The sequence below is a fragment of the Coriobacteriia bacterium genome (genome assembly GCA_003149935.1).
Classification (GTDB): Bacteria; Actinomycetota; Coriobacteriia; order Coriobacteriales; family QAMH01; genus QAMH01.
Window position 1 is genome coordinate 215,175 of record QAMH01000004.1, and the last position, 24,299, is coordinate 239,473.

General features: G+C 62.1%; 16 protein-coding genes. 6 read left to right on the forward strand and 10 right to left on the reverse strand.

Annotation, left to right across the window (positions count from 1 at the left end; genetic code table 11):
* The first annotated feature begins 54 nt into the window (after nucleotides 1–54).
* The 4 genes from DBY20_01355 (at nucleotide 55) to DBY20_01370 (ending at nucleotide 4,482) form a co-directional block, all read left to right on the forward strand.
* On the forward strand, nucleotides 55–1,386 hold the full coding sequence (locus DBY20_01355) for a capsular biosynthesis protein (GenBank protein PWL79898.1): 1,332 nt from the start codon (nucleotides 55–57) through the stop codon (nucleotides 1,384–1,386).
* A gap of 1 nt (nucleotide 1,387) precedes the next feature.
* On the forward strand, nucleotides 1,388–2,860 hold the full coding sequence (locus tag DBY20_01360; GenBank protein ID PWL79899.1) for a hypothetical protein: 1,473 nt from the start codon (nucleotides 1,388–1,390) through the stop codon (nucleotides 2,858–2,860).
* Nucleotides 2,861–2,875: 15 nt separating this feature from the next.
* Complete coding sequence (locus DBY20_01365; GenBank protein ID PWL79900.1) at nucleotides 2,876–3,940, forward strand: redox-regulated ATPase YchF; 1,065 nt, start codon at nucleotides 2,876–2,878, stop codon at nucleotides 3,938–3,940.
* 74 nt (nucleotides 3,941–4,014) lie between these two features.
* Nucleotides 4,015–4,482 (forward strand): hypothetical protein, encoded by a 468-nt coding sequence (locus tag DBY20_01370; protein ID PWL79901.1) that lies wholly within the window; start codon nucleotides 4,015–4,017, stop codon nucleotides 4,480–4,482.
* A 547-nt stretch (nucleotides 4,483–5,029) separates the two neighbouring features.
* On the opposite strand, the gene DBY20_01375 is transcribed toward DBY20_01370, so the two are convergent.
* From DBY20_01375 to DBY20_01420, 10 genes are all read right to left on the reverse strand, one after another.
* On the reverse strand, nucleotides 5,030–6,538 hold the full coding sequence (locus tag DBY20_01375) for a hypothetical protein (GenBank protein ID PWL79902.1): 1,509 nt from the start codon (nucleotides 6,536–6,538) through the stop codon (nucleotides 5,030–5,032).
* Between the two features lie 593 nt (nucleotides 6,539–7,131).
* Nucleotides 7,132–7,833: an ECF transporter S component gene (locus DBY20_01380; protein ID PWL79903.1), complete on the reverse strand. Its 702-nt coding sequence runs from the start codon at nucleotides 7,831–7,833 to the stop codon at nucleotides 7,132–7,134.
* Nucleotides 7,834–7,871: 38 nt separating this feature from the next.
* Entirely contained in the window at nucleotides 7,872–9,575 is a 1,704-nt protein-coding gene (locus tag DBY20_01385; protein ID PWL79904.1) for a cobalt ABC transporter ATP-binding protein, read from the reverse strand.
* A complete protein-coding gene (locus DBY20_01390; GenBank protein ID PWL79905.1) occupies nucleotides 9,548–10,519 on the reverse strand; it encodes a hypothetical protein in 972 nt (323 codons plus the stop codon). The genes DBY20_01385 and DBY20_01390 overlap by 28 nt, the downstream gene beginning before the upstream one ends.
* 9 nt (nucleotides 10,520–10,528) lie before the next feature.
* Nucleotides 10,529–10,975 carry a hypothetical protein gene (locus DBY20_01395; GenBank protein PWL79906.1) on the reverse strand — a complete coding sequence of 149 codons (447 nt, stop codon included), beginning with the start codon at nucleotides 10,973–10,975 and terminating at the stop codon, nucleotides 10,529–10,531.
* A gap of 481 nt (nucleotides 10,976–11,456) precedes the next feature.
* Nucleotides 11,457–13,322 carry a hydrogenase gene (locus DBY20_01400; protein PWL79907.1) on the reverse strand — a complete coding sequence of 622 codons (1,866 nt, stop codon included), beginning with the start codon at nucleotides 13,320–13,322 and terminating at the stop codon, nucleotides 11,457–11,459.
* Nucleotides 13,316–15,181 carry a glutamate synthase gene (locus DBY20_01405; protein PWL79908.1) on the reverse strand — a complete coding sequence of 622 codons (1,866 nt, stop codon included), beginning with the start codon at nucleotides 15,179–15,181 and terminating at the stop codon, nucleotides 13,316–13,318. The genes DBY20_01400 and DBY20_01405 overlap by 7 nt, the downstream gene beginning before the upstream one ends.
* A 476-nt stretch (nucleotides 15,182–15,657) precedes the next feature.
* Nucleotides 15,658–15,894 (reverse strand): hypothetical protein, encoded by a 237-nt coding sequence (locus DBY20_01410; GenBank protein PWL79909.1) that lies wholly within the window; start codon nucleotides 15,892–15,894, stop codon nucleotides 15,658–15,660.
* A gap of 80 nt (nucleotides 15,895–15,974) precedes the next feature.
* Nucleotides 15,975–17,411, reverse strand: coding sequence for a hypothetical protein (locus tag DBY20_01415; GenBank protein PWL79910.1), 1,437 nt, complete (start codon nucleotides 17,409–17,411; stop codon nucleotides 15,975–15,977).
* A 10-nt stretch (nucleotides 17,412–17,421) separates the two neighbouring features.
* A complete protein-coding gene (locus DBY20_01420; GenBank protein ID PWL79911.1) occupies nucleotides 17,422–18,468 on the reverse strand; it encodes a sulfonate/nitrate/taurine transporter substrate-binding protein in 1,047 nt (348 codons plus the stop codon).
* A gap of 441 nt (nucleotides 18,469–18,909) precedes the next feature.
* On the opposite strand from DBY20_01420, the gene DBY20_01425 reads away from it, so the two are divergent.
* The gene (locus DBY20_01425; GenBank protein PWL80001.1) at nucleotides 18,910–19,824 is read left to right on the forward strand and encodes an XRE family transcriptional regulator; all 915 of its coding nucleotides are present in this window, start codon (nucleotides 18,910–18,912) and stop codon (nucleotides 19,822–19,824) included.
* A gap of 200 nt (nucleotides 19,825–20,024) precedes the next feature.
* The gene (locus DBY20_01430; GenBank protein PWL79912.1) at nucleotides 20,025–24,248 is read left to right on the forward strand and encodes a hypothetical protein; all 4,224 of its coding nucleotides are present in this window, start codon (nucleotides 20,025–20,027) and stop codon (nucleotides 24,246–24,248) included.
* The last annotated feature ends 51 nt before the right edge of the window (nucleotides 24,249–24,299 follow it).

Genomic DNA, 24,299 nt, shown 5'->3' on the forward strand with positions numbered 1-24,299 from the left:
GCGCGCGCGACATGGTAGAATACAGGGACTTTTACGAGTTCCAGGAGCAATCACGTGGCACGACGCAGGGAGACATACGTAGGTGGCGGTCCTCACAAGGGTCGCATCATCTACGGCGGTGACAAGCGCGGCATCTTCGGCAGCACCGGTCGGCGTCACATGGGCTCCCAGATGCGCATCTACAGCAAGACGCCGCGGCGCTGGCCGCGCATCGTCCTCATCATCGCTCTCGTCGTCATCTTCATCGCCTGCGTGTGGCAGTTCGCCTGTGGCGGTCTACCCTTCCTCAAAGCCGAGGAGAAGGCCGAGAGCAATTCGGGTGTGCTGGCCATCGTCATTCAGAACATCGACGTGGCGCGTCAGAAGGCCGGACTTGCCGGTCTCAACGGCACGGCACAGCAGGGTCTCGACACGCAGGTTACCATCTCGGCAGTGGGGGACTGCACCTTTGGCAAGGATCCGGATTTTCCGGATGCGACGAGCTTCAACGCGTTCTACCAGGCAAACGGCCCCGCCTATTTCTTTGCAGACGTGCTACCGTTCACCTCGGCAGACAACCTGACGATCGCCAACTGCGAGGGTACCTTCACGGATAGCAATGACATCCAGGAAAAGTCCTTTAACTTCAAGGCTCCTGCGGAATACGCCAACGTCTTCGTCCAGGGCAGTGTTGAGGCTGTAAACCTGGCCAATAACCATTCGTTTGACTATGGTACTACGGGTTACAATGACACGAAGGCAGCGCTTCAGAATGCCGGAATTACGAGCTTCGGGTATGACCGCACGAACACCTACGAGGTCGATGGCGTCAAGATCGGCCTCTTCGGCGTCAACGAGCTCGATGGCGTCGAGAAGGCGCAAAGCCTCATGCTCCAGGATATCGAGCGCCTGCAGAAGGAGGGCTGCGCGATTATCGTCGGCACCTTCCACTGGGGCAACGAGGGCGAGTACGAGGTCACGGCCACGCAGGTCTCGCTCGCGCACCAGGCCATCGATGCCGGATGCGACCTTGTCCTGGGCTCTCATCCCCATGTGCTGCAGGGCATCGAGTACTACAAGCAGCGTTACATCTGCTACAGCCTCGGCAACCTCTGCTTTGGCGGCAACACCAATCCCATGGATTATCGCACCGTGATCTATCAGCAGACCTTCCCGATCAAGAACGGTCAGATCGCGCTCGGCGAAGCCATGCGCACCCAGGCCCGTGTCGTACCGTGCCTGGTCAGCAGCTCCTCGAGCGTGAACGACTATCAGCCCATGCCGCTTTCCGGTGATGCGGCTGTGGCGGCGATCGAGGCGCTCAACGGCTATTCGGCCACGCTGGCGGGTGATGGCGCCGAGTTCTCCACGCGACTCGATGAGTCCGGATATTCGCAGGTGAAGTGATTTGGCCAAGCGCTGGAATATCATCCTGCCCATCGTGGTCGTCATCATCGTGGCAGTCATCGTCTTCATCAAGCGTGACGACCTGGGTTCCTTTGTCGAGACCATCAAGGATGTCTCCATCGTTCCCTTCGCACTTGCCGCATGCTGTCTGTTCGGGCGCTATTTCAGTCATGCCTTCGCGTACAAGGCGGTGTTTCACTGCGTGGACGAGGACGTGAAGTACCTGCACATCGTGCCGCTCGTCTTCTCCGTGACCTTTGCGAACGACTGTGCCCCCACGGCAGGTACGGCCGGATCGGTACTCATCGCCGCCTGGTCGCATAAGCAGGGGCTCGACATGGGCAAGTCGGTTACGGTCGTCTTTCTCGAGAAGATCGGCTTCTTCGGAGGCTTCGCCGTCGTCATGCTCGTTGGCTTTGCCATCCTCATCTTCACGGGGCAGATGGTTTGGTATCTTGCCCTTGGTGGCCTAGCTGTCCTACTTATGATTTTTACCTTCGGATTCGTGATGTGGCTCGGATATAGTCATGTCGAGACAGAGCAGAAGCTCTTCGCCTGGATCGAGAACCTCGTCAATCGTGCCCTTGTCGTTTTCAAGCGCAAGCCTGCCGAGCCTTGGGCCGGCCGCATCGCGGCGTCATTTCACGAGGCAGCGAGCATTGCCGTCGACAAACCACGCCAGCTCATCGTTATGTTCTGCCGCATGGTGTTGCTGCATGCCTGTGATTGCATGTGCTTCATCTTCGTAGGTTTTGCCTTCGGGTACACGTACATCCCGTTCCTCATGGCCTCCTACGTGGCGGGCTTCATCATCGCGACCTTCATCCTGCAGACCATTGGTGCTGTCGAGATTCTGCTCGCGCTCATCCTGAGCGCCTATGGGGCCACACCCGCCCAGGCCGCGGCCATCGCGCTGGCGTATCGTGGTCTCATCTTCTGGATCCCCTTCATCATCGGTGCCATCTGCATCAACATCACTGGCCAGCAAAAGCAGGTCTTTGCGCAGGGGAGTGAGGAGGTGCTCGTCAAGGGCGGTGACGAAAACGCCGCTCAGGCTAAACTCGAGAGCACGTCGGAGGCTCCTGTCATCGAGGATATGACCGAGATGCTGCCCGTGCCGCCCGCGGCCTGGACGCGCGAGCACGAGCGTGAGCATCACGAGACCTACGCGGTCAAACTGGCAGACATCGTCGATGCCTTCCAGATTGATGATATCGTGGCTTATACTACGGCAGGTGACGTAAACGAGAGTGAAATCGAAGTTACCCAAAATGACCAAGATGAAATAATCGCAGGTCAGAACACTGATGAAGTAAATGATTCTGAGTATCCTGTTCCCCCTCAAGGTGGCTCTGATACTACGGTGGATGAGATATTTATGCGGGTCACAGCTGACCAGGAACAGACTCAAACCGATGACGTAGATACTGTAATCTTAGACATGCAAGAAGAAACTGACGAGGAAACAGAATAGGAGCGTACGACAAGCATGGCCCTCTCAATTGGCATCGTTGGACTTCCCAACGTGGGAAAGTCCACGTTATTTACGGCTTTGACCGATCAAACCGGTCTCGCGGCCAATTATCCCTTCGCAACCATCGACCCTAATGTAGGCATCGTTCCCGTACCCGATGAACGTCTCGAGAAGTTGGCCGAGATCGCCCATCCCGGACGCATCGTTCCGGCGACGGTCGAATTCGTCGATATCGCAGGGCTCGTGAAGGGTGCGAGCGAGGGCGAGGGACTGGGTAATCAATTCTTGGCCAATATCCGCGAAACTGACGCAATTTGTGAGGTTGTCCGCTATTTCAGCGACCCTGATGTCATACGACATGAGAGCAGTCAGGATCCGACATCCGACATCGAGACCATACGTACTGAGCTGGTCTTAGCTGATTTGGCCACGCTCGAGAAGGCACTCGTGCGACTCGAGAAGGAGGCCAAACGCGACAAGGCAAACCTTCCCAAGTACGAGATGGCAAAACGCGTGGAAGAGTGGCTCAACGAGGGGCATCCCGCACGCCTCCTGGACATGACTGACGAGGAAAAATCTCTCCTGTACGACTTGCACCTTTTGACCATGAAACCTGTTCTTTACTTGGCCAATGTTGACGAAGATATGGTCAATGCAGACCTTGATGAGATCGACGGCATCAAGCCACTGCCTATTTGTGCACAGGTTGAGGCAGAACTTGCCGAGCTTGATGCTGATGAGAAAGCCGAGTTCCTTGCCGATATGGGGTTAGAGGAGCCGGGTCTTTCGCGTCTGGCTAAGGCGGCTTATCGCCTGCTGGGCCTGCAGTCCTTCTTCACTGCAGGCGAGATAGAGGTCAAGGCTTGGACTATTCCCATCGGTGCCAAGGCTCCGCAGGCTGCTGGCGTCATTCATACGGATTTTGAGCGTGGCTTTATCAAGGCTGAAACCTGCAGTTATGACGATTATGTCGAGCTTGGGGGAGAGGCTGGTTGCCGCGCTGCCGGCAAATTGCGCCAGGAAGGCAAGGAATATGTTGTGCAGGATGGCGACGTCATGCACTTCAAGTTCAATGTGTAAGCGGACTGCACGCACACATATATATAAGCAGCACGCGTATTAGATAAATAGTCTAGTTATTAAAGGAGATTCGTATGAAAAACGCTCATGCCAGCTCGATCAAGGGTCTGAGCATCGCCGTCATCATTTTGTCTGCTCTGGGCATACTTGCTGCTGTTCTTCTCATGGTGTTCTCAGGCGTGCTCAGTGCGATCATCATGAATGAGGGTCCGGACCTTATGAATGGCATGCGCTATGAGTACGGTAGCTCATCGATGTACCTTAACGATATCGATTCTGATGACGCATTCTTTGTCAGCGCCATCATGATGCTGCTTGGCGGGGGCCTGTCGGTTTGGCTGCTCATTTGCTGTGTCGGTGGACTTATCGCAGGCATTCTCGGCGTGATGCATGCTGCCAATCCGCCCAAGCTCGGGCTTGTCATGGGTTGGGCTATAGCCGGTACCATTTTAAGTTTCCTTGGCGGAAGCGTCATCGTGGCTGTCTTGCTCATCATCGTTGCCGTTTTCGCTAATTCCGACAAGCGCATGTACTGCCAATAAACGTCAGCGTCATCAGAGCGCGTGAAAGGGGTGTCAGAATTATCTGGCACCCCTTATTTTTTCGGCAGGGTTGGTGACATTCTGGGAATAGAGTAGCATTGCTTGCGCAAAGACCTTGCTGGCGCCTTTGCTTTGCACGCCGCCCGTTCTGTCAGTTGGTGCATGTGGTCTTATTGCCGCTTCGTCCTATCGGACTAGCAGGTACAGGATAATTCTCGTTGGGTCGACTGGTAACCAAATCGCTTTGAGCACCAGTAAATCAAATGGGTACCCGCTTATATAAGTGGAAAGTCCGCATGTTTGGCATAGGGACGCATGAGAGCGGATCCCTCTGGTTTCGAGAAAGGAAGATTATGTTGCCAGTGCTCTTGTTCTGGCGGACGCATGCGGTGCTGAGACCGCGCGGGGAGAAGATCTGTCACAACAACTATGTCACGGAGCTGTGATTGATTAGAAAAGCAGTATATTGCCTATGTATTATGACAAGGTCATAGGCATTTCGTATGCATAGTATGCAACATATAGGAAATATATTGCATAAATTTCTCTAGAAGAGAAAATCGAAGGAGAGCTGGTCTTCCTCGTTTGAGTCGCTCGATTCCTCGGACCTTACCTCAGGTTCAGCAACGGGCTCTGTTTGCGACGTTGATTGCTCATCGTCAGCTGATTTGACGGGTACCGCTTGTTCATCGAGCGAGTCAGACGCGGATCCGTCTGAGAGTTCAGATACATCGGTGTCTGTGGCTTTGTGGCTTCCCAGGCCTTCTGCATCTCGCTTAGAAACCCTTTCAGTTTCTGGGATGTCCTCGGTTTCCCGCGCGGGGAGGGCTTCGGATTCATGATTCTTTGCAGCCTCCTGTTCTAGATTGATGGTCGGTTCGCTTTCTTGCTCCGCTTCATTTGCAGAAACATCATTGAGGTCCTGCGCTGGTGCGTGATCATCTTGAGATTGCGCTTCATTGACAGGTTTCTGCTCTGATATTGCCTCATTTGCGTGCTCCGTTTCTTGCTGCGTTTGTATTTCATTTTCTGGTACCTGCTCAGATACCAGGCTAAAGCCTTCGTGAGTCTCGATTATGGTCTCGGAAACAATCTCCTCTTCGACCGTTTCCTCTATTTCGCTTGTATGAGCAGAAATATTGGCAGGCACCTGCTCAATTTGCTTACCTGTTGATTCCGGAACGGTGGCGTCCTCGCTCGAAAGATCTGCCGATTCCTGTTCTTCTGCTACTTCGGGAGAAATATGGGCCGTCTCATCCTCATTCCAAGAAGTGGCCATTTCGCTTCCGGTGAGGTTTGTGGACGTGACACGCTCTTCGATAATGGGCTCGGATGCCGCGGAATCGCTTTCCAGACGGATGTCATCGGAAGGTGCTAGCACCCCATTGACCGGGGCGTTCTTTGCCTCTGCGAGGATTTCCTCGACTTCTTCCTCTCTGACGACAAATTCCTCGACCGTACGTTCGACGACGACCCGTTCCTCGGTCATCTTCGTGTACAAGCTCTGTGACCAGGAGCTTTGTGCAGGCTCCTCGGGGTCAAGGTCACTACGCAGCATCGCGATGGTGTTCGTGAGGAGGGGAGAACCCTCGATCGTTGCCTCGAATGTATCCAAATCCCCTGGTCGGCCACCTGCTAGCAGGGCCGTGACCCCACCAAACACGAAGTCGATGGAGGAGCGTGTCTCGCTCGGGAGTCTGTCTTCGCGCAACTTGAAGAGGGCGAGCCATTCGTTCACGACGGAGCGCTTGGCATCCTCGAGGAGGCGCTGGTTGCCGTTTTCGCTCGCCAGTACGCGTAGATGATCGAAGCCTTTCTGCGCTTGATCTGCGACGTCGTCTGCATCAGTGGCTTCATCGGCGACGAAGCCTTCGAGGAGCACGCGTGCCACGGCTGCGAAATCCGCATGCTCGACACTCGCCTGGGCGAGATCCCACATGCTGTCGTAGTGGTAGTAGTAGGAGTTACGATTGACCTTGGCGCGGCTGACGATGTCACGTACCGTAATTTCGCTGAAGGGCATCTCCTTCATGCAATCCCAGAATGCGAGCTCCATGCGCTCGGTTGCGCTCGGTCCTTCTGCATTCTTCGGCGGTCGTGCCACGTTTGCTCCTAAAATAGACGTTGTATCTAGAACATGCTGAAAGAATATATCCAGATGTTATTTAGATTAAGTGTCTATGCATACTAACACGAATTAGACTGCGTGACTATAAAAAGAGCAATTATTTTAAACGCACGCCATCCTTGCGAAGATCGTGATTCGGGGCAAAAAGAAGCGACCCCTCCGACATGCGGAAGGGCCGCCCTCGTGCGTATGGAATATCGCGCGAGCCTAATCGAGGTTCGGGTCGATATTGCCGTAGCCTTCTTCGGTCCTGATATCCGGATCTTCCTCGAGCTCGACTTCGGTGTCGATGATATCGATGTCCTCGGTCCCGTAGCCTTCCTCCGTGCTGATATCGGGATCTTTCTCAAACTCAACCATGATGGACTCCATTCCCTCACGATGTGCATGTGCAGACTTATCTGTCCACGTGAATATTTTACTCTCCCTATAAATGAACGCGGCCGACTTTGCGCGTTTCGTAGTGGGGATTCTCCAATTTCAGTACCCAGGTATGAGCACTTGAACGGCGAGTATGAGGCTCAGCGCACGAGCATACCGTATTTGCGTTGTGCGCGGGTGAGCTTGTCGAGCAGGGGGTTTGCCACGAGCAGCAGCGTGACGAATGTCGCCGCCGCCTGCATGCAGTTCATCGGGAAGCCGGCGAGATAGACGGCGATGACGGCTTCGGGCGTGATGCGCGAAAGCATGAAGAAAAGCGAGCTCGTGTCGAGGATGGGTCCCGCGACGAGCACGACGAAGACGGCACCGCTTGCGGCCACCCCCACGCGGGCCCACACGCTCAACTTCTCGCGGCGTATCAGGCCGCGTTGGGCGAGCGCTCCGAAGACGAGGCCGCAGAGCCCGAAGGCGAGCATCTGCCAGGGCGTCCAGGGGCCTTGACCGAAGATGAAGTTGCTCGTGAGCGCCGCGAGCGAACCGACCAGAAAGCCCGATGACGGTCCGAAGGCGATGCCCGCGATCATGATGATGGCCGCCATCGGCTTGAAGCCCGGCAGCCAGATGAAGGCCGCGCGTGCTGCCACCGCCAGGGCGCACATGACCGCGAGCATGACGAGCTCGCGTGCCTGCGGACGCCGTGTCTCGAAGATCGCGAAGAAGGGGACGATGGTGCAAAGCACCACGATGAAGCTCGCGACCACGTATGCCTTGCCGCCTACGAGCGCGCTGATGACGACGCTCGCGACCGCGCACGAAAGCGACAGAATCCATGCGAGGGCCATGTGCCGACGGGCAGCTGCTTGCCCATTTTGGTTTCCGTCTAGCTCAGGCACAGCTCGATCACGTCCTCGTCCGTGATGGCGCCGGCAAACACGCTGCGGCTCATGCGATTGGCAGCCGTCGTGTAAAAGCCGCTGTCCGAGAAGAGACGGCGCGGAGTTGCCGTGGTCACGACGCTGCCGTCGAAGAGCAGACCGACGAAGTCCGCATAGCGCGCGCAAAACTCGATGTCGTGCGAGACCATGATGATGGAAACGTCGCGCTCGGTCAGGTGGTGCAGGAGTATGGCGAGCTCGTGCTTGAAGAAGGCGTCGATGCCCTTGGTCGGCTCGTCGAGCAGGAGCAGACGCGGCTCGGTCAGGAGCACCTTGGCGAGCGCCACGCGTTGCTGCTCGCCGCCGGACAGATCACGCGGGTGTGCATCGAGTATCCTTTCGATGCCGCAATCGTGCGCCATGGCCGCACAGCGCCGTGCGTTTTCGCTCGCATCAAGCCCCTGATCTGCGAGCATCTCGGCGAGTTCCTCGTGCACGCTGTTCTTCGAGAAGAGGTTGGCTGGGTCCTGGGGCAGCATGGCGACGCCCTCCTGGAGCCGCTCGGCGCCTTTGCTCGACTTGCGTTTGCGGCCGAGCACGCGCATCTTGCCGCGATAGGGGCGCTGCACGCCGCAAAGGCACCTGAGCAGCGTCGACTTGCCACTGCCGTTGCTGCCCACGAGTGCGAAGAGCGCGGCTTGCGGCACGCGCAGGTCCAAGCCGCGTAGCACGTCAGGTGCCTGTCGTTCGTAGCGAAACCACAGGTCGCGAAGCTCCACGACGGGTTTGCGCGCGTCCATGTCGTCGGTGTCGTCGGGGATGTTCACTCGCCCGGGTGGTTTGGCGAGCACGCGTTCGACAAGCCACGTGCGGCCCTCGCGCACCGTGAGCGGACAGGGCGGGGCGCCGTCACCCGTCCCCGCCGTCGCTCCGCCTGGCATCCCCTGAACCCCATAGAACACGCGTACCGGCGAGGGCAATGCACGCGTCATGTCATCGCCCGTGGCGTATAGGCGGGCCGCCACTTCGCGCGGCGTGCCGTAAGCCGCCATGTGGCCCTCGTCGAGGACGAGCGCGCGGTCGGCCTGCGCGAAGACGTCCTCGAGGCGATGCTCGCTGATGATGACGGTCACGCCGAGCTCGCGGTTGAGTCGACGCAGCGTGTCGAGGAAGCTTGCCGTCGCGATGGGATCGAGCTGGCTTGTCGGCTCGTCGCAGACGAGCACGTCAGGCTGCATGGCCATCACGCCGGCCAGGTTGAGGAGTTGCTTCTGCCCGCCGGAGAGCTCGGAGACGTCACGGTCGAACCAGTCGGATATGCCGAAGTAGCTTGCCATCTCCGCCACGCGCAGGCGCAGCACCGGCGAAGGGCAGCCAATGCTCTCCAGTCCGAAGGCGAGCTCGTGCCATACCTTGTCGGTCACGATCTGCGCATCCGGATCCTGCATGACGAAGCCGATGCGCCGGGCCTGCGTCTCGAGTGGTACCTCGTCCAGGGAAACGCCATCGAGCAAGATGGTACCCGAACGCTGCCCGAAGGGAGCGAGAACGCTCTTGAGCTGACGCAGGAGCGTCGTCTTGCCGCAACCGCTCTTGCCGCAGACGCAGAGATACTCGCCGCGCTCGACCTCGAGGTTGAGGTCGTCGAGCGCTGGTGCCGTGGCATCGGGATAGCCGAAGCTCAGATGCTCGAGAGCGAAGAGCGCCATGCGATCGCCTCCCTCGCGTCGATGACAGATGGCACGAATACGAGCACCGTACACGCCACGAGCGCGCCGATGCCAAGCGGCGAGAGTGCGGGAATGTCGATGGCGGGCACGTAGCTGACGGCGAGCGCGCCGCTTGCGAGGGCGGCGTAGGTGACGAGGATGCATGCGAGCATGAGGACGAGCAGCAGCGCATCGCGCATGCGGAAGCGGCATTGCAGGTAGCGCCCGCTGTCATGCCACTCGGAGGCACCAGCCCACCCCCTGTCATTTCGAGCGGAGGCGCGAAGCGCCGGAGTCGAGAAATCTCCTCCGCCTTTCGTCCCGTACCCACGTGAGCGCATCGAGTCGGCCGTGGTCACGGCACCCTCGAGCGCCCAGCTCGTGAGCGCCGAGAGCAGCGAGGCCCCATCTCGCGCACGCTCGCGCACGCTGCCCTGCGTCATCGACAGGCCGACGCAGCGCCGTGTCGTCGAAATCTGCCGGGCCTTGCGTGCGTAGCTCGGCACGAGGCGCAGCGTCATCGTTAGCACGAGCGTGAGCGCGGGTGCCCGGCGGCCAAAGAGGTACGTGAACTTGTCCGTGCTCATTACCTGCGCATAGCAGGCAAACCACAGCATGACGCTCACGAACATGGTCGCGGTTGACGCACCATAGGCGAGCGCTTCGAGCGTGTAGGGGCGTGTCCCCAGGTACGTGAAGAGCACGGTGTCGCCAAGCGTGTTGAAGAGGGGGTTGATCGCGGCGAGCATGACGAGCGCCAACGCCATCGCCACAAGCAGACGCCAGGCATCGCGACCGCGCAGGCACAGGTAGTAGAGCACCGCGCCCATGAGGCCCACCGCTTGCACGACGGGTTGCTGCACGAGCACGCACAGCACGATGACGCCCACGAAGAAGGTGAGCGTCACCGCAGGATGATGTGTCGAGAAGGCATCGGGGCGCATGCGCGTGCGCTACATCGTGATGAAGGAGAACTCCACGGTATCACCGGCAGCCACGGGGCAGACGTCGACGGCTTCCATGATCTGCTCGCCGTTGACCGTGTAGACCCAACCCGAATTGCCCTCGGCCGTGATGCCGTTGATGGCGGTGATGTATGTGCCGTACTGGCTGTTCTCGGTGGTGACTTCGGCATCGGTTGCCTCGAGCACGGCAAGTGCCGTCGCATCGGCTGCCGGTATCTGGACGGTGTAGCTCGTGGTGTTTCCATCGGCATCCGTGATCGTCGCCTTGGTCTCGATGAGCTCGCCGGGCTGGTCAGCCTGTTGGCTCGCCACCGCGGAGGAGGAGCCTTGCGTGCTCGCTGCGCTCGACGATGCCGGGGCATTCGAGCCGCAACCGGCGAGTGCCAGCGAAGCGAAGAGCGCGCAGGCGGCAATGCATGCAAAAAGACGTTTCATGATAGACCTCTTTCATCCAGGGCTTTCGGTCATGGCTCGGTAGTCCGACTTCGGCCGTATTGCGCATCGCGCCCGGCACCTTACGGTTACTGGTATAGCGCGGGATTCGCACCCGCATTCCCCGAGGCCTCTACGAGGCACCGCCTATCGGAGGCGGCCCGTAAGCCAATTACCGCTCCATTGTACCCGCCGATGCACCACCGCGCCCCTGCCATTTCGAGCGGAGGCGCGAAGCGCCGGAGTCGAGAAATCCCATTGCCAGAGGGGCATGCGGACCCCGTTGCATCTGCCATGCGCACTTTGCGCGAATGTCTAGGATTCGTGGGAACACCGTGCGCATATATGGCGGAAGTCTAGGATTTCCGTGCTCAAATCCTAGACTTCCGCGTTTTTTGCGCGTGTGGTTCGTTTGCGGCGTATTCGGACCCTAGACTTCCGTGGTTTTTGCGCACGCAATCGTAATTTGGCGGTGCGGCGGGCTCTACAGCGTCCACTGCTCCTGATCGGTGTGGAGCAGCTCGTGTGCCAGATGCGAGAGCGGCTCGCCTAGGAACTCCTCGTAACACGTGGTCACGTTGGGGTTCTCGTGGCTAAAGCGCGTCGGACGCGTGCGGTCCAGTGCGTAGAGCGTCTGGCCGCGCTCGCCTGCCATCTCGCGTGCCTCGTGGATGGGCTGGCCACCGCCGCCGGCACAACCACCCGGGCACGCCATGACCTCGACGAAGTCGTACTCGACCTCGCCGGCATCGATGGCCGCCAAGAGCTTCTCGGCATTTGCCAGGCCACTTGCCACCGCGATGCGTACCTCGCTACCACCCAGGTCGAAGGTCTTCTCCTTCCAACCGTCCAGGCCGCGTACCTCAGTGAAGGCGTCGGGGTCGGGGTTGGTTCCGTTGACGAGGAAGTAGGCGCTGCGCAGTGCGGCTTCCATGACGCCGCCAGTCGCGCCAAAGATCACGGCGGCACCGGAGCCCTCGTTCATCGGGTCGTCGAAGGGCGTCTCGTCAAGAGCGGCGACGTTGAGGTGCATGAGGCGGATGAGCCTGCCGAGCTCGCGCACGGTGAGCACCGCATCGACGTCGGGTTCGGTCTCGCGCACCATCTCCTCGACGGCAGCCTCGTACTTCTTGGCCACGCACGGCATGCACGACACGTTGAAGATGCGCTTGCCCATCGGCGCCGACGTCGCGAAGCCCGTCTCGGCACCTGCCGCCACCATCGCATCGTCATTGGCGCCGGTACCGACGGGGTTGGTGTCCACGCCGATGCCCAGTCCCGCACCCCCGCGTACGCCTTCGAGTCCGTGGGCGCCCTCCCTGGGCGGTACCATGCCGAGCTTGGGGCCGACGTACTCCTTGAGCAGCGCACCGAACATCTGCTGCGGCGACTTGGCGCTCGAGAGATGGGCGAGCTTGTCGGGATGCTTGATCTTGAGGTAGCGCACCCAACCCGGGCAGCACGACGTGAACATGGGCATGGCGCCCTGGCCGCCCAGGCGCTCGAGCAGCTCGCTGCCTTCCTCCATGATTGTCATGTCGGCGCCGAAGTTCGTATCGAAGACGTAGTCGAAGCCCAGTGCGCGGAAGGTGGCCGCCAGGCGCCCCTCGGTCGCGAGCTCCGCTGGCAGATCCAGCGTCTCGCCCCACGAGGTGCGCACCGCCGGGGCGACCTGCACCGTCGTGACCACGTCCGGGTCGGCCAGCGCCTCGAGCACCGCGTCGATGTCGTCACGTGCGCGCAGCGCGCCGGTGGGGCAGTGGGTGATGCACTGGCCGCACAGCGTGCAGCCCGCCTCGTCGATGGGAAGCCCGTCGCGCACGCCCACGTCCAGGCGCGTCGCGCGGTTCTTGAGGTCCCACACGTCGCAGCCCTGCACCTTGTGGCACACTTGCACGCAGCGCAGGCAGCGCACGCACTTGGAGCTGTCGCGGATGAGCGGGAAGTCCTTGTCCCAGGGCGTGAAGGTCGGCTCCTTCTCGTAGGGGACGTCGAGTATGTTGAGGTCCTGCGCGAGGTCCTGCAGCACGCAGTTGCCGTTGCGCACGCAGGTCGCGCATTGCACGTCATGCTGGGAAAGCAGAAGCGACACATTGACGCGGCGTGCCTCGAGCACGCGCGGGGTGTCGGTGCGGATGACCATGCCCTCCTCGAGCAAGGTGTTGCAGGCGGGCACGAGGCGCTCGATGCTCTCGACCTCCACGACGCACACGCGGCATGCGCCGATGTCGCTTATGCCCTCAAGGCCGCACAGCGTGGGCACGTAGTTGCCCGAGGCAAAGACCGCCTCGATGATCTTGGAACCTTCCGGGAGCGCGATGGGCGTTCCGTTGACCGTTGCGTTTACCATGAGAGCTCCCTCCCTCCACGAAACGCGCCTAGGCCGAACTTGTCGCAGCGCAGGCAGCGGTTGGACTCTTGGGCAGCTTCCTGGTCAGTGAGACCGCACTCCATCATCGCGAAGTCGCGACGACGCACCTCGGCGCTGCGCTCGGTCGTGTTGGAGCGGCCGCAGGGCATGCGGTCGGTGGCGCGGGCATCGGGTACCTCGACGTCGGTCTCGATCACGTGGTCGTAGCCGAGGAACTCGTCGATGTTGCGCGCGGCGGCCTTGCCGGCGGCGATGGCGCGGATGACCGTTGCCGGGCCGCTCTCGCAGTCGCCTCCGCAGAACACGCCTTCCATGCCTTCGACCTGTCCAAACGGGCTGGTCACGACTTTGCCCCATTCGACCGGCAGCTCGTCTGCGCCCAGCTCGGAGGCGCCGACGGCCTGGCCCACGGCCATGAGCACACGATCGCATTCGATCGTCTGGGGCGGCGTGTCGGCCTTGACGGGTTTGGGGCGTCCGCGGTCAAACTGTCCGATGATCTGGGGCTGGACCTCGAGACCCGTGACGCAGCCGTCCCTCTCGATGACGCGCAACGGAGCGGCGAGCTCCATGATCTCGCAGCCTTCGGCGATGGCACCGTCGATCTCCTCGCGCTGGGCGGTCATGTCGTCGATGCGACGACGGTAGACCACGGTGACGGACTCGGCGCCGAGGCGCAGCGAGGTACGGGCCACGTCCATGGCAACGTTTCCGCCGCCCACGACGACGATGCGCTGACCGGCGAAGTCGTGCATAAAGCCGTCGCCGATGGCGCGCAGCATCTCGACGGCCGAGAGCACGCCCTCGGCATTTTCGCCCTCGATGCCGAGTGTCTTCTCGTTATGGGCGCCGATGGCAATGTAGACGGCGTCGAAGTCGCGGCGCAGCTCGCCCAGGGTCACGTCGTTGGGAACGGTCGTTCCCATGCGCAGCTCGATGCCCTGCGAGACGATCCAATCGACCTCGCGCTCGAGCTCGGGACGCGGGAAGCGGTAGGCGGGGATGCCATAGCGCATCATGCCGCCCAGGTGCTCGCGCTGCTCGAACACGACGGGGGAGTGCCCCATGAGCGCGAGGTAGTACGCGGCGGTGAGGCCGGCCGGGCCGCCGCCGATGACGGCGACGCGCTTGCCGGTGGCGGGGTAGTGGAAGGGCTTCGAGGGCTCGGCGGGTGCGCCGTCGGAGTCGAGTTCGAACATCTCGGACGCGTTATCCACCGCATAGCGCTTGAGCGCGCGGATGTTGATGGCGTCGTCCACCACGCCGCGCCGGCACGCCAGCTCGCAAGGATGCTCGCAGATGAGCCCGCAGGCAAGCGGGAAGGGGTTATCCTTGCGGATGAGGCGCACGGCATCATCGTAGCGGCCGGCGTGGACCAAGGCGACGTAGCCGGGAATGTCCACGTGGGCGGGGCATGCTGCGCGACAGGGCACAGCGTTACGTGCGCCGGCCGTGCAGCGACCGGCCGTGGCATGCGAGACGAAGTCGTCACGAAAGCCGCGCACGGCCCGCAGCACCATGGCGCCGGCCTCGTAGCCGATGGCGCAGTCGGCGCTCAGGTAGGCGCTACGTGCGGTGCGCTCGAGCACGTCGATGTCGCGCTCGCTTGCGCGTCCGTCGAGGATGGCCTCCACGAGGTTGCGCATCTGGGCAAGCCCCACGCGGCAGGGGACGCACTTGCCGCAGGATTGCGAGGCGGACAGGCTGACGAACGCGTCCGTGAGCTCGACGGGGCAGGTGCCCACCGATCCGGACTGCGCCCTGCGTGCGATCGTGTCGCACACGTCCTCCATGACGGCATGCGCTGCTGTCGGGCGTTCGATTTCGATTAGTGTCATAAGGCTCTTCCTCCCGGAGCTATAGACAAGTGCGTAAATGCTAGCGAGCAAATATGTCGAACATGTTAACAGCGCGTACGAGATGCTCGCGCTGGCAATGTGCACTCGGTCGGGGGTGAAAGATGTGCATGCCGTCATCCCGAGCAGGCGGAGTCGAGGGATCTCTCCATTACGCCGCCTGCGACGGCTCCAGTCGAGATGACAACGTCCTCTGTCATCCCGAGCGAGCGCTCCCTTCTGTCATTTCGAGCGGAGCGAACGAAGTAAGCGGAGTCGAGAAATCTCCTGCGCTCGGGCCGGGCCGAACGTGGCGCTAGCTACGCTTCGCGACCATGTGACCGCGTGATTTGCACCTCGCGGCCACAGTGCCACAATTATGGGCCGCTCCATCCGTCGTGCCGCGTTTTGCGGGCTGGCGGCTGTGCGGGTCGGCGTGTCCCGCGAAGCTTCCCAGAGTTGGCAAGACCATCTAGGCGCTACGCAGCGTCGCTTTCAAGGTAGGAAAGCATGTCGCTTGGGGAGAGGGCCGCAAGGGGTGCCTTGTCCTTGAGTTTGTTGTCGTTTGTCACGAGATACCTTACGTTTGCGAGCTGGCAGGCGGCCAGGACAAGGCAGTCCTCGAAGTCGAGGTTCGTGTGCTTGAGCTTTCGTGCGAGCCAGACCTGCCGAACATCGCGGTCACTGACCGCTAGACGTGGCGCTCTGCCAAACATCGCGGTCACTGACCGATAGACGTGGCGTTCTGCCAAACATCGCGGTCACTGACCGGCGAACCTGGCGCGACCCTCCGCGCCTACAGCTTCACGATGTCGCAGCCGAGTGCGGCGGCGTCCTCTTCGTCATGGGTGGCGATGATGAGGGTGCGGCCATCCAGCTCCTCGTCGATGAGGCGTATGCACTGCTCCTTCGTCGCCTCGTCAAGCCCGGCGAACGGCTCGTCGAGGATGACGATGGAGGAGGGGTGGGCCAGGGCGCGGGCAAGCTCGGCGCGTCGGCGCATGCCGCCCGAAAGCGCGCGGGCGGGCTTGGCCAGCGCCTCTTCGTCGAGCATCGCGCGGCACAGGCGTGCGCCGCGGCGTATCTCGGAGGCGTCCTTCGCCACGAGCGCGATGTTCTCGAGGGCCGAGGCCCACGGCAGCAGCGTGCAGTCCTGCAGTACCGCAGCCATGGCCGGTGCCTGCCCGTTGTTGTAGGCGATGGTGCCCGCGCTAGGTCGTTTGATGCCGGCCACCATGGACAGCAAGGTGGTCTTGCCGGCACCCGATGGCGCCATCACGCACAGGCGCGCACCGGGCGCCACGGCCAGGTCCTCGTAGTCCAGGCGCAGGGGAACGCCGCCATCGGTGTCGTAGACGCATGCGAGCCCCTCGATACGCAAGCCCATCGGCATTGTGGTCACCGGCGTGCCGGCGCCCTTTGCGGCCAGTGCCCTGCGCACGCGCGCGTCCAGCCAGCGCCCCGGCAGCCGCATGACGCCGTCGACCAGCGCGAGCAGGAACTTCTCGGACAGCCAGCTCAACACGATGACCGTTGCCGTCCAGGCGATGATCGAGGCGCTGTCCAGCGAGATCTTCGCCAGGTACACGCCCTCGCCGATCGAGATGCCCGGCAGTCCGATGAGTTCGGCTGCCACGCCGGACTTCCAGGCCAGACCTGCGGCCGTTGCCGTCGCGGCCCGCACGGAGGCGCCGAAGGCGACGAGTTCCACGCACAGCGCCCGGCGCATGCCCGGCACGCCAAAGACGTCCAGGACCTTGTCGACCTCGCTGTCACGCGCGAGCACCGATTCCATGACCGCGTGGTAGAACTGCGGGAAGACGACGAGTCCGACCACGATGGCGGTGGTCACGTGCGATCCCACCGCGACGAGTAGCAGCGCGATGACGCAGACGACAGGCGCGCTCTTGACGACAAGGATGGCGGGTTTGAGGAAGATGCGCAGGCCGGGGAGCTTCGCGGCCAGGTATCCCAGGACGCAGCCGGCGATGAAGGCGATGCCGTAGCCAATCGCGATGCGCGCGATCGAAGAGGCGACCGCCTGCCAGAAGCCCGCGGTGAGCACGAGCTGACCCCATGTTCGCGCGGTCTCGACCGGGCCGCTGAGCAGCCAGGGGTTGGCGAGGGCGACCGCGATGAGCTGCCAGATGACGAGCCAGGCGATGATGGCCAGCGCCCCCTGCGCGAAGGCGGCGGGGGAGCGTCGATTGCGTATCCGGCGGTCGTTGCCCACGGGAGACCCGCTAGCCTATGTAGTAGAAGCCGTCGTCGGGGAGTTCGCCGCCGATGGAGGAGGGCTCGGCTTCGTAGAGCGCCTGCAAGTAGCCCGAGAGGTCCCCCTTCATCTGCTCGTGGAGTATGCAGACGATGTTGCAGCGTGGCACGGCTGCATCAGCGATAGACACGTTGCCCAATATCCCGAAATCCACGAGCGTCTGGGCGATGGAGGAGGGATTCGCGAGTCCCGCCTGCACCGAGGCATCCCACGCGTCCATGAAGCGGGCGAGGCTTTCGGGATCGTTGTCGATGAGCTCGCTTCTCGCCACGGTGACGCCCGTGACGAAGCGACCATGCTCCTCCTTGCCCGCGGAAGACTCGTCCCACAGCGCGGTCATGTCGAGCACGCGGGCAAGCTCGGTGTCCTTGGCAAGCGAGGCGGTCGCGAAGGGTTCGGGCACGATGGCGACGGCCGTGCGGTCGGCGTTGAGGCGGGCGAGTGCCTCGGAGGGTTCGGAGACGTATTCGAGCGTGACGCGATCGGAAAGCCCGGCCTTGTCCAGCAGATACTCGACGGTGTAGCCCGGAACCGAGCCCTTGCCGGTGAGGTAGACCGTGCGTCCGGCGAGGCCATCGAGGTTCTGAATGCCACCATCGTAGGAGATGCCGTAGAGCACCCCGAGCGTGTTGATGCCGATGACGCGGATGCCACCGTTGGTCTGCTTGTAGAGCTTGGCGGCGAGATTGGCGGGTACGCAGGCGATGTCGAACTCGCCTGCTGCCACGCGCGGGACGAGCTCATCGGCCGTAGCCGCAACCGTGAATTCGTAAGCCGGCTTCTTGCCGTCGTCGGCCAGGGCGTCTTGCTCCTGCATGAGGTGAGCCATGCCGATGGCCGTCGGACCCTTCATGGCCGCCACTGTGAGGGGAGCTCCGCCTTCGCCATTGGCGCCATTACTTGGCGTGCCTCCCGATGCGCAAGCGCCGAGGCCGACCACGCAGCAACCCAGGGCCAACGTGACCAGCGTCGAGACGATGATTCGCCGTGCCTTCATGATGAACGTCCCTTCCATCGCGAGCGTATTGGCCGTGATTCTAACACGGGCGTCCCGCGGCTTTTGTAAACGACTCGTGACAAATGTGCACACATCTTCCCTGTCATTTCGAGCGAAGCGCACGAAGCGGCGCCCCTGTCATCCCGAGCGCGGTCGAGAAACCCCGCCTAGATCTCTCCGCTCCGGTGCCTGACGGCACCTCCGGTCGAGATGACAATGTATCCTGTCATTTCGAGCGCGGCAAAGCGCCCCTCCTGTCATTTCGAGCGAAGCGAAGCGGAGTCGAGAAATCTCTCCTCTCTCTTCTCACGCGCAGCGCGCGCATTTCCCCGTTCAGACGCATGCGCGCAACCGATAATTGCGCGAAGTTCCAACTAGAATCGCTGGCGCAACCAGCCGCTCTCCCGTAACTTTCCCCGACAGACATGGCTTATCATGCTTGCAGGAGAAAGGATGCGCATGGATGTAGATATCGCGAAACGGCTGGCGGATAGGCGTCGCGCGGCGGGCTTCACGCAGGAGGAGCTTGCCGAGAAACTCGGCGTCTCGCGGCAAGCCGTCTCCAAGTGGGAGTGCTCGGAATCCTCGCCCGACACGGACAACCTCATATCCCTGGCGCGGCTCTATGACGTCTCGCTCGATGACCTGCTATATACGGACGTGGAGCGCGACGGCGTCGACGCCGCTGGCGGACAGGGCGTGGGGGAGGAAGACAGTGCCGAAGAGCCCGATGCGGCAGGCCGTGCGGACACACATGCGGACGAGGAAGCCGATGATGACGATGCGCCAGACGATGAGCCCGCCACCGGCGACGCCGCCGAGTCTCGCGAGGGCGACGGTACGACTCACATAGGCCTCGACGGCATCCACGTCGAGGACGGCAAGGATTACGTTCACATCAACTGGCGCGATGGCGTGAACGTCATCGACGGCAAGAAGGGCGACCACGTGCACGTGGGATGGGATGGCATCCACATCAACGATCGTGAGTTCGACAACCTGGCCGACGCGAACGCGTATATGGGGACCGGCAAGAAAGGGTCATCGTTTCTGCGCACGTGGAACCGATTTCCGTTTCCGCTGGTAGTGCTCATCGCGTATATATTAGTTGGGCTCGTGTACGAGGCATGGGGTTACGGCCTGTTCCTGATTGCCGCCATACCCGTCTACTACGCGCTGGGCGGCCTTTTCGGCGCGAAGCGCATCGCGGGGTTCTTCTGCACGCTCTACGTGGTCGGCGCGATTTGCTGGTTCTGCTACATGGCGTTCGTCTGCAACCAGCCGCATCCCGCGTGGGTGGTGTTCCTGACGATTCCCCTCGTGGGCTGGCTTTGCGGAGCGCTCTCGCATTGGTGGAGGAAGCGCCGCAAATAAGGTAGCGCGCCGGAAAGCACCTCTGGGCAACTGTCTTATTTTGTGGTGCTTGCCCGTTCTCTTTCTGGCAAGAACTCCGTGCTATGGCACCTCATGTGTACCATTGCGCGCCAAATTTAGCGAATACGCCACGTTTTTCGCGTGCTGGCACATTACATGTGCCATAGCATCCAGAACTTGACACCTCGTCATGCGGTTAAATGTCCCAAGGCAACGGCTCGGCATCGGGCTGTCACCTGGCGCGCACATCCTATTCGCCGCCTCGTATAATGAATGAGACAAATGTACCTGTCCAATCTGTCTCACCCACTTCGAGGTCGCCCATGACGTATCGCATCGGCATCGACGCCGGTTCCAAGACGCTCAAGCTCGTCGTGCTCGACGAGGCGGGCGCCGTCGTCTACGACACCTACATGCGCCATCGCGCCAACATCGCGCGCACGCTGGGCGAGGCGATTCACGACCTCAACTGGCGCCATGGTCCCGTCGACGCGTCGATCGCCATGACGGGGTCGGCCGCGATCGAGGTCGCACGTGTCCTCGGCATCCCCTTCGTGCAGGAGGTCGTCGCCACGACGCATGCCGTGCGCGGCCTTGAGCCAGACGCCGATGTCGTCATCGAGCTCGGCGGCGAGGACGCGAAGATCATCTACCTCGACGAGCGCCCCGAACAGCGCATGAACGCGACGTGCGCGGGCGGAACCGGCGGATTCATCGACACCATCGCCTACATGCTCGACATGCGCAGCAGCCAGATGAGCCAACTGGCCTTTGGCGCGAGCCGCAGCTATCCGATCGCCTCGCGCTGCGCTGTCTTCGCGCAGACCGACGTGCGCCCGTTGCTCAACGCCGGCGCGAGCAAGGCCGATATCGCCGCGAGCGTCTTCGACGCCGTCGTGCGCCAGACGCTGTCGGGGCTGGCCTGCGGGCGGCCCATCCGCGGTAACGTCGTCTTCCTGGGCGGTCCGCTCGAGCACATGCCGTACCTCGTCCACGCGTTTCGCCGGACGCTCGGGCTTTCGGCGCATGAGGGCGTCAAGCCGAAGAACGCGCACCTGTTCACCGTCACGGGCGCGGCGCTGCTCTCGGATGACGCGCGTTCGCTGGGGTGTGCTCCCGTCGTCATGAACACGTCAGAGCTCGAGCGACGCATCGCCGACATGGGTGAGCTCAAGAGCGACCTCGCGTTTCTACCGCCGCTGTTCGAGGATGCCAACGAACTCGCGGCGTTTCGCGCGCGGCATGCGCAAGCCGAGTTCGAGCGCCAGGGCATCTACGAGGCGACGGGTCCCTTGTTCCTCGGCATCGACGCGGGCTCGACGACCCTCAAGCTCGTTGCGCTCAACGCCGACGCGCAGATTGTCTACAGCGTCTACGAGCCCATTCGCGGTGACCTTATCGAGACGCTGCGCGAGGCGCTCGACGAGTTGTATCGCAAGATCGAGCCTCCCTCGTACCTGCCACATGCCAAGTCGAGCACGTGGATTGCCCGCGCGTGCGCGACCGGTTACGGCGAGGAGCTGCTGCGCGCCGCATTTGGGGTCGACATGGGCGTGGTCGAGACGGCCGCGCACCTTCGATCGGCGCGGCACCTATGCGATGACCTTGACTTCCTACTCGACATAGGCGGCCAGGACATGAAGGCGCTGTGGGTGCGGCACGGCATGGTGACCGATGCGGCGCTCAACGAGGCGTGCTCGAGCGGATGCGGCGCGTTCATCGAGGGTACGGCTGCCGCGCTCAAGACGACGCCGTGGCAGTTTGCCGACGACGCCCTGCTCGCGCGCCATCCCATCGACTTGGGCACCAAGTGTACGGTCTTCATGAACTCGCGGGTCAAGCACGCGCAGAAAGCCGGTGCGCCGATCGAGGATATCGCCGCCGGCGTCGCGTACTCCGTCGTCAAGAACGCCCTGCACCGCATCATTGGCGACGATCGCATTCCGCAGCCCGGCCAACGCGTGGTCGTCCAGGGTGGAACCTTTCGCTCGGACGCCGTGCTGCGTGCCTTCGAGCTGCTATGCGGTGTCGAGGCCGTGCGTCCCGCGCAGGCGCATCTCATGGGAGCGATTGGCTGCGCGCTCTTCGCGCTCGACGCGGTGGGTGCGGATACGACGGCGAAAAGCGGCCTCATCAGCCTCGACGAGCTTCGGTGTCTCGAGATTCGTCGCGAGAAGGTCGCGTGCACGGGCTGCGCGAACGCATGCGAGCTGTCGATCGTGAGCTTCGATGCCGAGAGGACGCGCTGCTTTGTCAGCGACAACAGGTGCGAACGTGGTCTCGACGAGCCACGGCGCCGATGGGGAGAAGCGAGCGGAGTCGAGGCCGCACCCACTGTCATTTCGAGCGAGGCGAGCGGATCAGCCCCCACTGTCATTTCGAGCGAAGCGAACGAAGTGAGCGGAGTCGAGAAATCTCCGCCCCGAGATCTCTCCATTACGCGGCCTGGCGGCCGCTCCAGTCGAGATGACAACGGCTCCCCCAACGTCATTGCCGACGAGCAGCGCCTAATCGCGTCGTTTGGCGATATCGAGCAGCAGGGGAGTCGCGGTTCGCGGCGCATCGGCCTCATGGACTCGATGGCGCTCTACGCATACCGGCCCTTCTGGCGCACACTGCTCGCCGAGCTCGGCTTCAGCGTCATGCTTCCTCGTCCCGGTTGCGAGGCCGACCGCATGAGCGAGGCGTGGGAGACGGTGCCTTCCGAAAGCGCGTGCTATCCGGCCAAGACGTCACACGTGCGCTATTTCAGCCTGTGCGAGAAGGGCGCCGATGCCGTCTTCATGCCGCGCTTCACGCGCAACTACCATTGCCCGGTCCAGACCGGATATGCCAGCGCGCTCGCCGCCAACGTCGGGACGGCCCGAAGCGCTGCCGGTCTCGCGCCCATCGTGTCGCCACAGCTCGCCAACTATCGGCCCGTGCGTTTCGTGCGCGACGAGGATTCGATGGAGCGGCTGTTCGGTGCCATGAACGAGCTCGCCGGAGATGAGGTGCCCGCCATCACGCGCGACGAGTTCGACCGGGCGTTTTCCGTGGCGGTGCAGTGCCAGGAGGAGGTCAACGCCGAGCTTGCGGCGCGGTCCGAGGATGCTCTGCGCTGGCTTGCCGATGATCCGTCGCGTCACGGCATCGTGCTCGCCGGACGTCCGTATCACATGGACGAGGCACTGCTGCACGGCATCGACCGCGAGCTCGCCCGGCTGGGGTTTGCCGTGCTGGGCGTGGCAGGTCTCGCGGCGTCCGATCCGTCGCGTGCGAAGGCGCACCTCGATGGCGCGTATCCATGGATGCCGGCCAAGCGGCTCGTCGGGATCGCGCGTTTCGTCGCCGGTCATCCGCAGCTCGATGCCGTGTTCCTGCAGTCGTTTGGCTGCGGGTTCGAGGCGGTGTCGGTCGAGGAGGCAGCCGATGTGCTCGACGCGGCGGGCAAGCCGTGCACGACGCTCAAGGTCGACGACATCAGCGACCTCGCGCACATCCGCATCCGCCTGCGCACGCTTGCCGCGGCCATCGCCATGCGCGGAAATGTCGAGAGAAGCGAAGCGGCTTCCTTTGTCATTTCGAGCGAAACGGCCGGGGCCGCCCCCGCTGTCATTTCGAGCGAAGCTGCCGAAGCGGCTCCCCCTGTCATTTCGAGCGGAGCTGCCGAAGGCAGCGAAGTCGAGAAATCTCGGTCTTTGCGTTCCAACGAGACCGGCTCATCTGCTTCGTTTCTCGATAGCATCACCAAACGCCCTCTCGATGCTGACGACCTCGAGTGCGCGCGGCGTAGCTGCGTGAAGGACGTGTGCTTCACCGCCAACGCGATGGCGGCGCGCGTCATCCGCATGCTGCGTGACGACCCAGGCATCACGCGCGTCGAGCTTCCGCAGGTCTGCGAGACCTGCCTGACCGATGCCGTGCCCCGTATCGTCGAGCGCGCCTGCGGCGCCACGCCCGAGTACGTCTGGGTGCCATGGGGCCCTGTCATTTCGAGCGAAGCTGCCGAGGCCGCTCCCTCTGTCATTTCGAGCGAAGCTGCCGAAGGCAGCGCAGTCGAGAAATCCCAACCGAACCCTCGTCCCCGCATCGGCATCGTCGGCAACCCGCTCATCGTGTTCGAGCCCTTCATGAACGACCACATCGTCGAGATGCTCGAGTCGCTCGGATGCGAGCCCGTCATGCCCGATCCCGCGCTTCTCGCGGGTGACGACGTGCGTTACCTCGATCAACTCGCCCTCTTCGCCGAACAGGGCATCCACGACGTCATCTACCTGCTGAGCTTCGGTTGCCTCAAGGGACACGTGAGTGCCCGCGGGGCCCTGCGTGAGCTGCACGAGCGCTTCGCCGACATGCGCATCACGGTTATCGACTACGATCCCGAGTCCTCGGCGCTCAACCGCGAGAACCGCATTCGCCTCGCCGTCGATGCCGCCCGATAAAAACCGGGGCAAATGATCTGTCCACTTGTCCCACATAAACCAGTACCGGCT

Coding starts and splice junctions, on each gene's coding strand:
- DBY20_01365 (PWL79900.1), top strand. CDS start 2,876: ATGGCCCTCTCAATTGGCATCGTTGGACTTCCCAACGTGGGAAAGTCC.
- DBY20_01370 (PWL79901.1), top strand. CDS start 4,015: ATGAAAAACGCTCATGCCAGCTCGATCAAGGGTCTGAGCATCGCCGTC.
- DBY20_01375 (PWL79902.1), bottom strand. CDS start 6,538: ATGGAGCTCGCATTCTGGGATTGCATGAAGGAGATGCCCTTCAGCGAA.
- DBY20_01380 (PWL79903.1), bottom strand. CDS start 7,833: ATGGCCCTCGCATGGATTCTGTCGCTTTCGTGCGCGGTCGCGAGCGTC.
- DBY20_01385 (PWL79904.1), bottom strand. CDS start 9,575: ATGGCGCTCTTCGCTCTCGAGCATCTGAGCTTCGGCTATCCCGATGCC.
- DBY20_01390 (PWL79905.1), bottom strand. CDS start 10,519: ATGCGCCCCGATGCCTTCTCGACACATCATCCTGCGGTGACGCTCACC.
- DBY20_01395 (PWL79906.1), bottom strand. CDS start 10,975: ATGAAACGTCTTTTTGCATGCATTGCCGCCTGCGCGCTCTTCGCTTCG.
- DBY20_01400 (PWL79907.1), bottom strand. CDS start 13,322: ATGGTAAACGCAACGGTCAACGGAACGCCCATCGCGCTCCCGGAAGGT.
- DBY20_01405 (PWL79908.1), bottom strand. CDS start 15,181: ATGACACTAATCGAAATCGAACGCCCGACAGCAGCGCATGCCGTCATG.
- DBY20_01410 (PWL79909.1), bottom strand. CDS start 15,894: ATGTTTGGCAGAGCGCCACGTCTAGCGGTCAGTGACCGCGATGTTCGG.
- DBY20_01420 (PWL79911.1), bottom strand. CDS start 18,468: ATGGAAGGGACGTTCATCATGAAGGCACGGCGAATCATCGTCTCGACG.
- DBY20_01425 (PWL80001.1), top strand. CDS start 18,910: ATGGATGTAGATATCGCGAAACGGCTGGCGGATAGGCGTCGCGCGGCG.
- DBY20_01430 (PWL79912.1), top strand. CDS start 20,025: ATGTCCCAAGGCAACGGCTCGGCATCGGGCTGTCACCTGGCGCGCACA.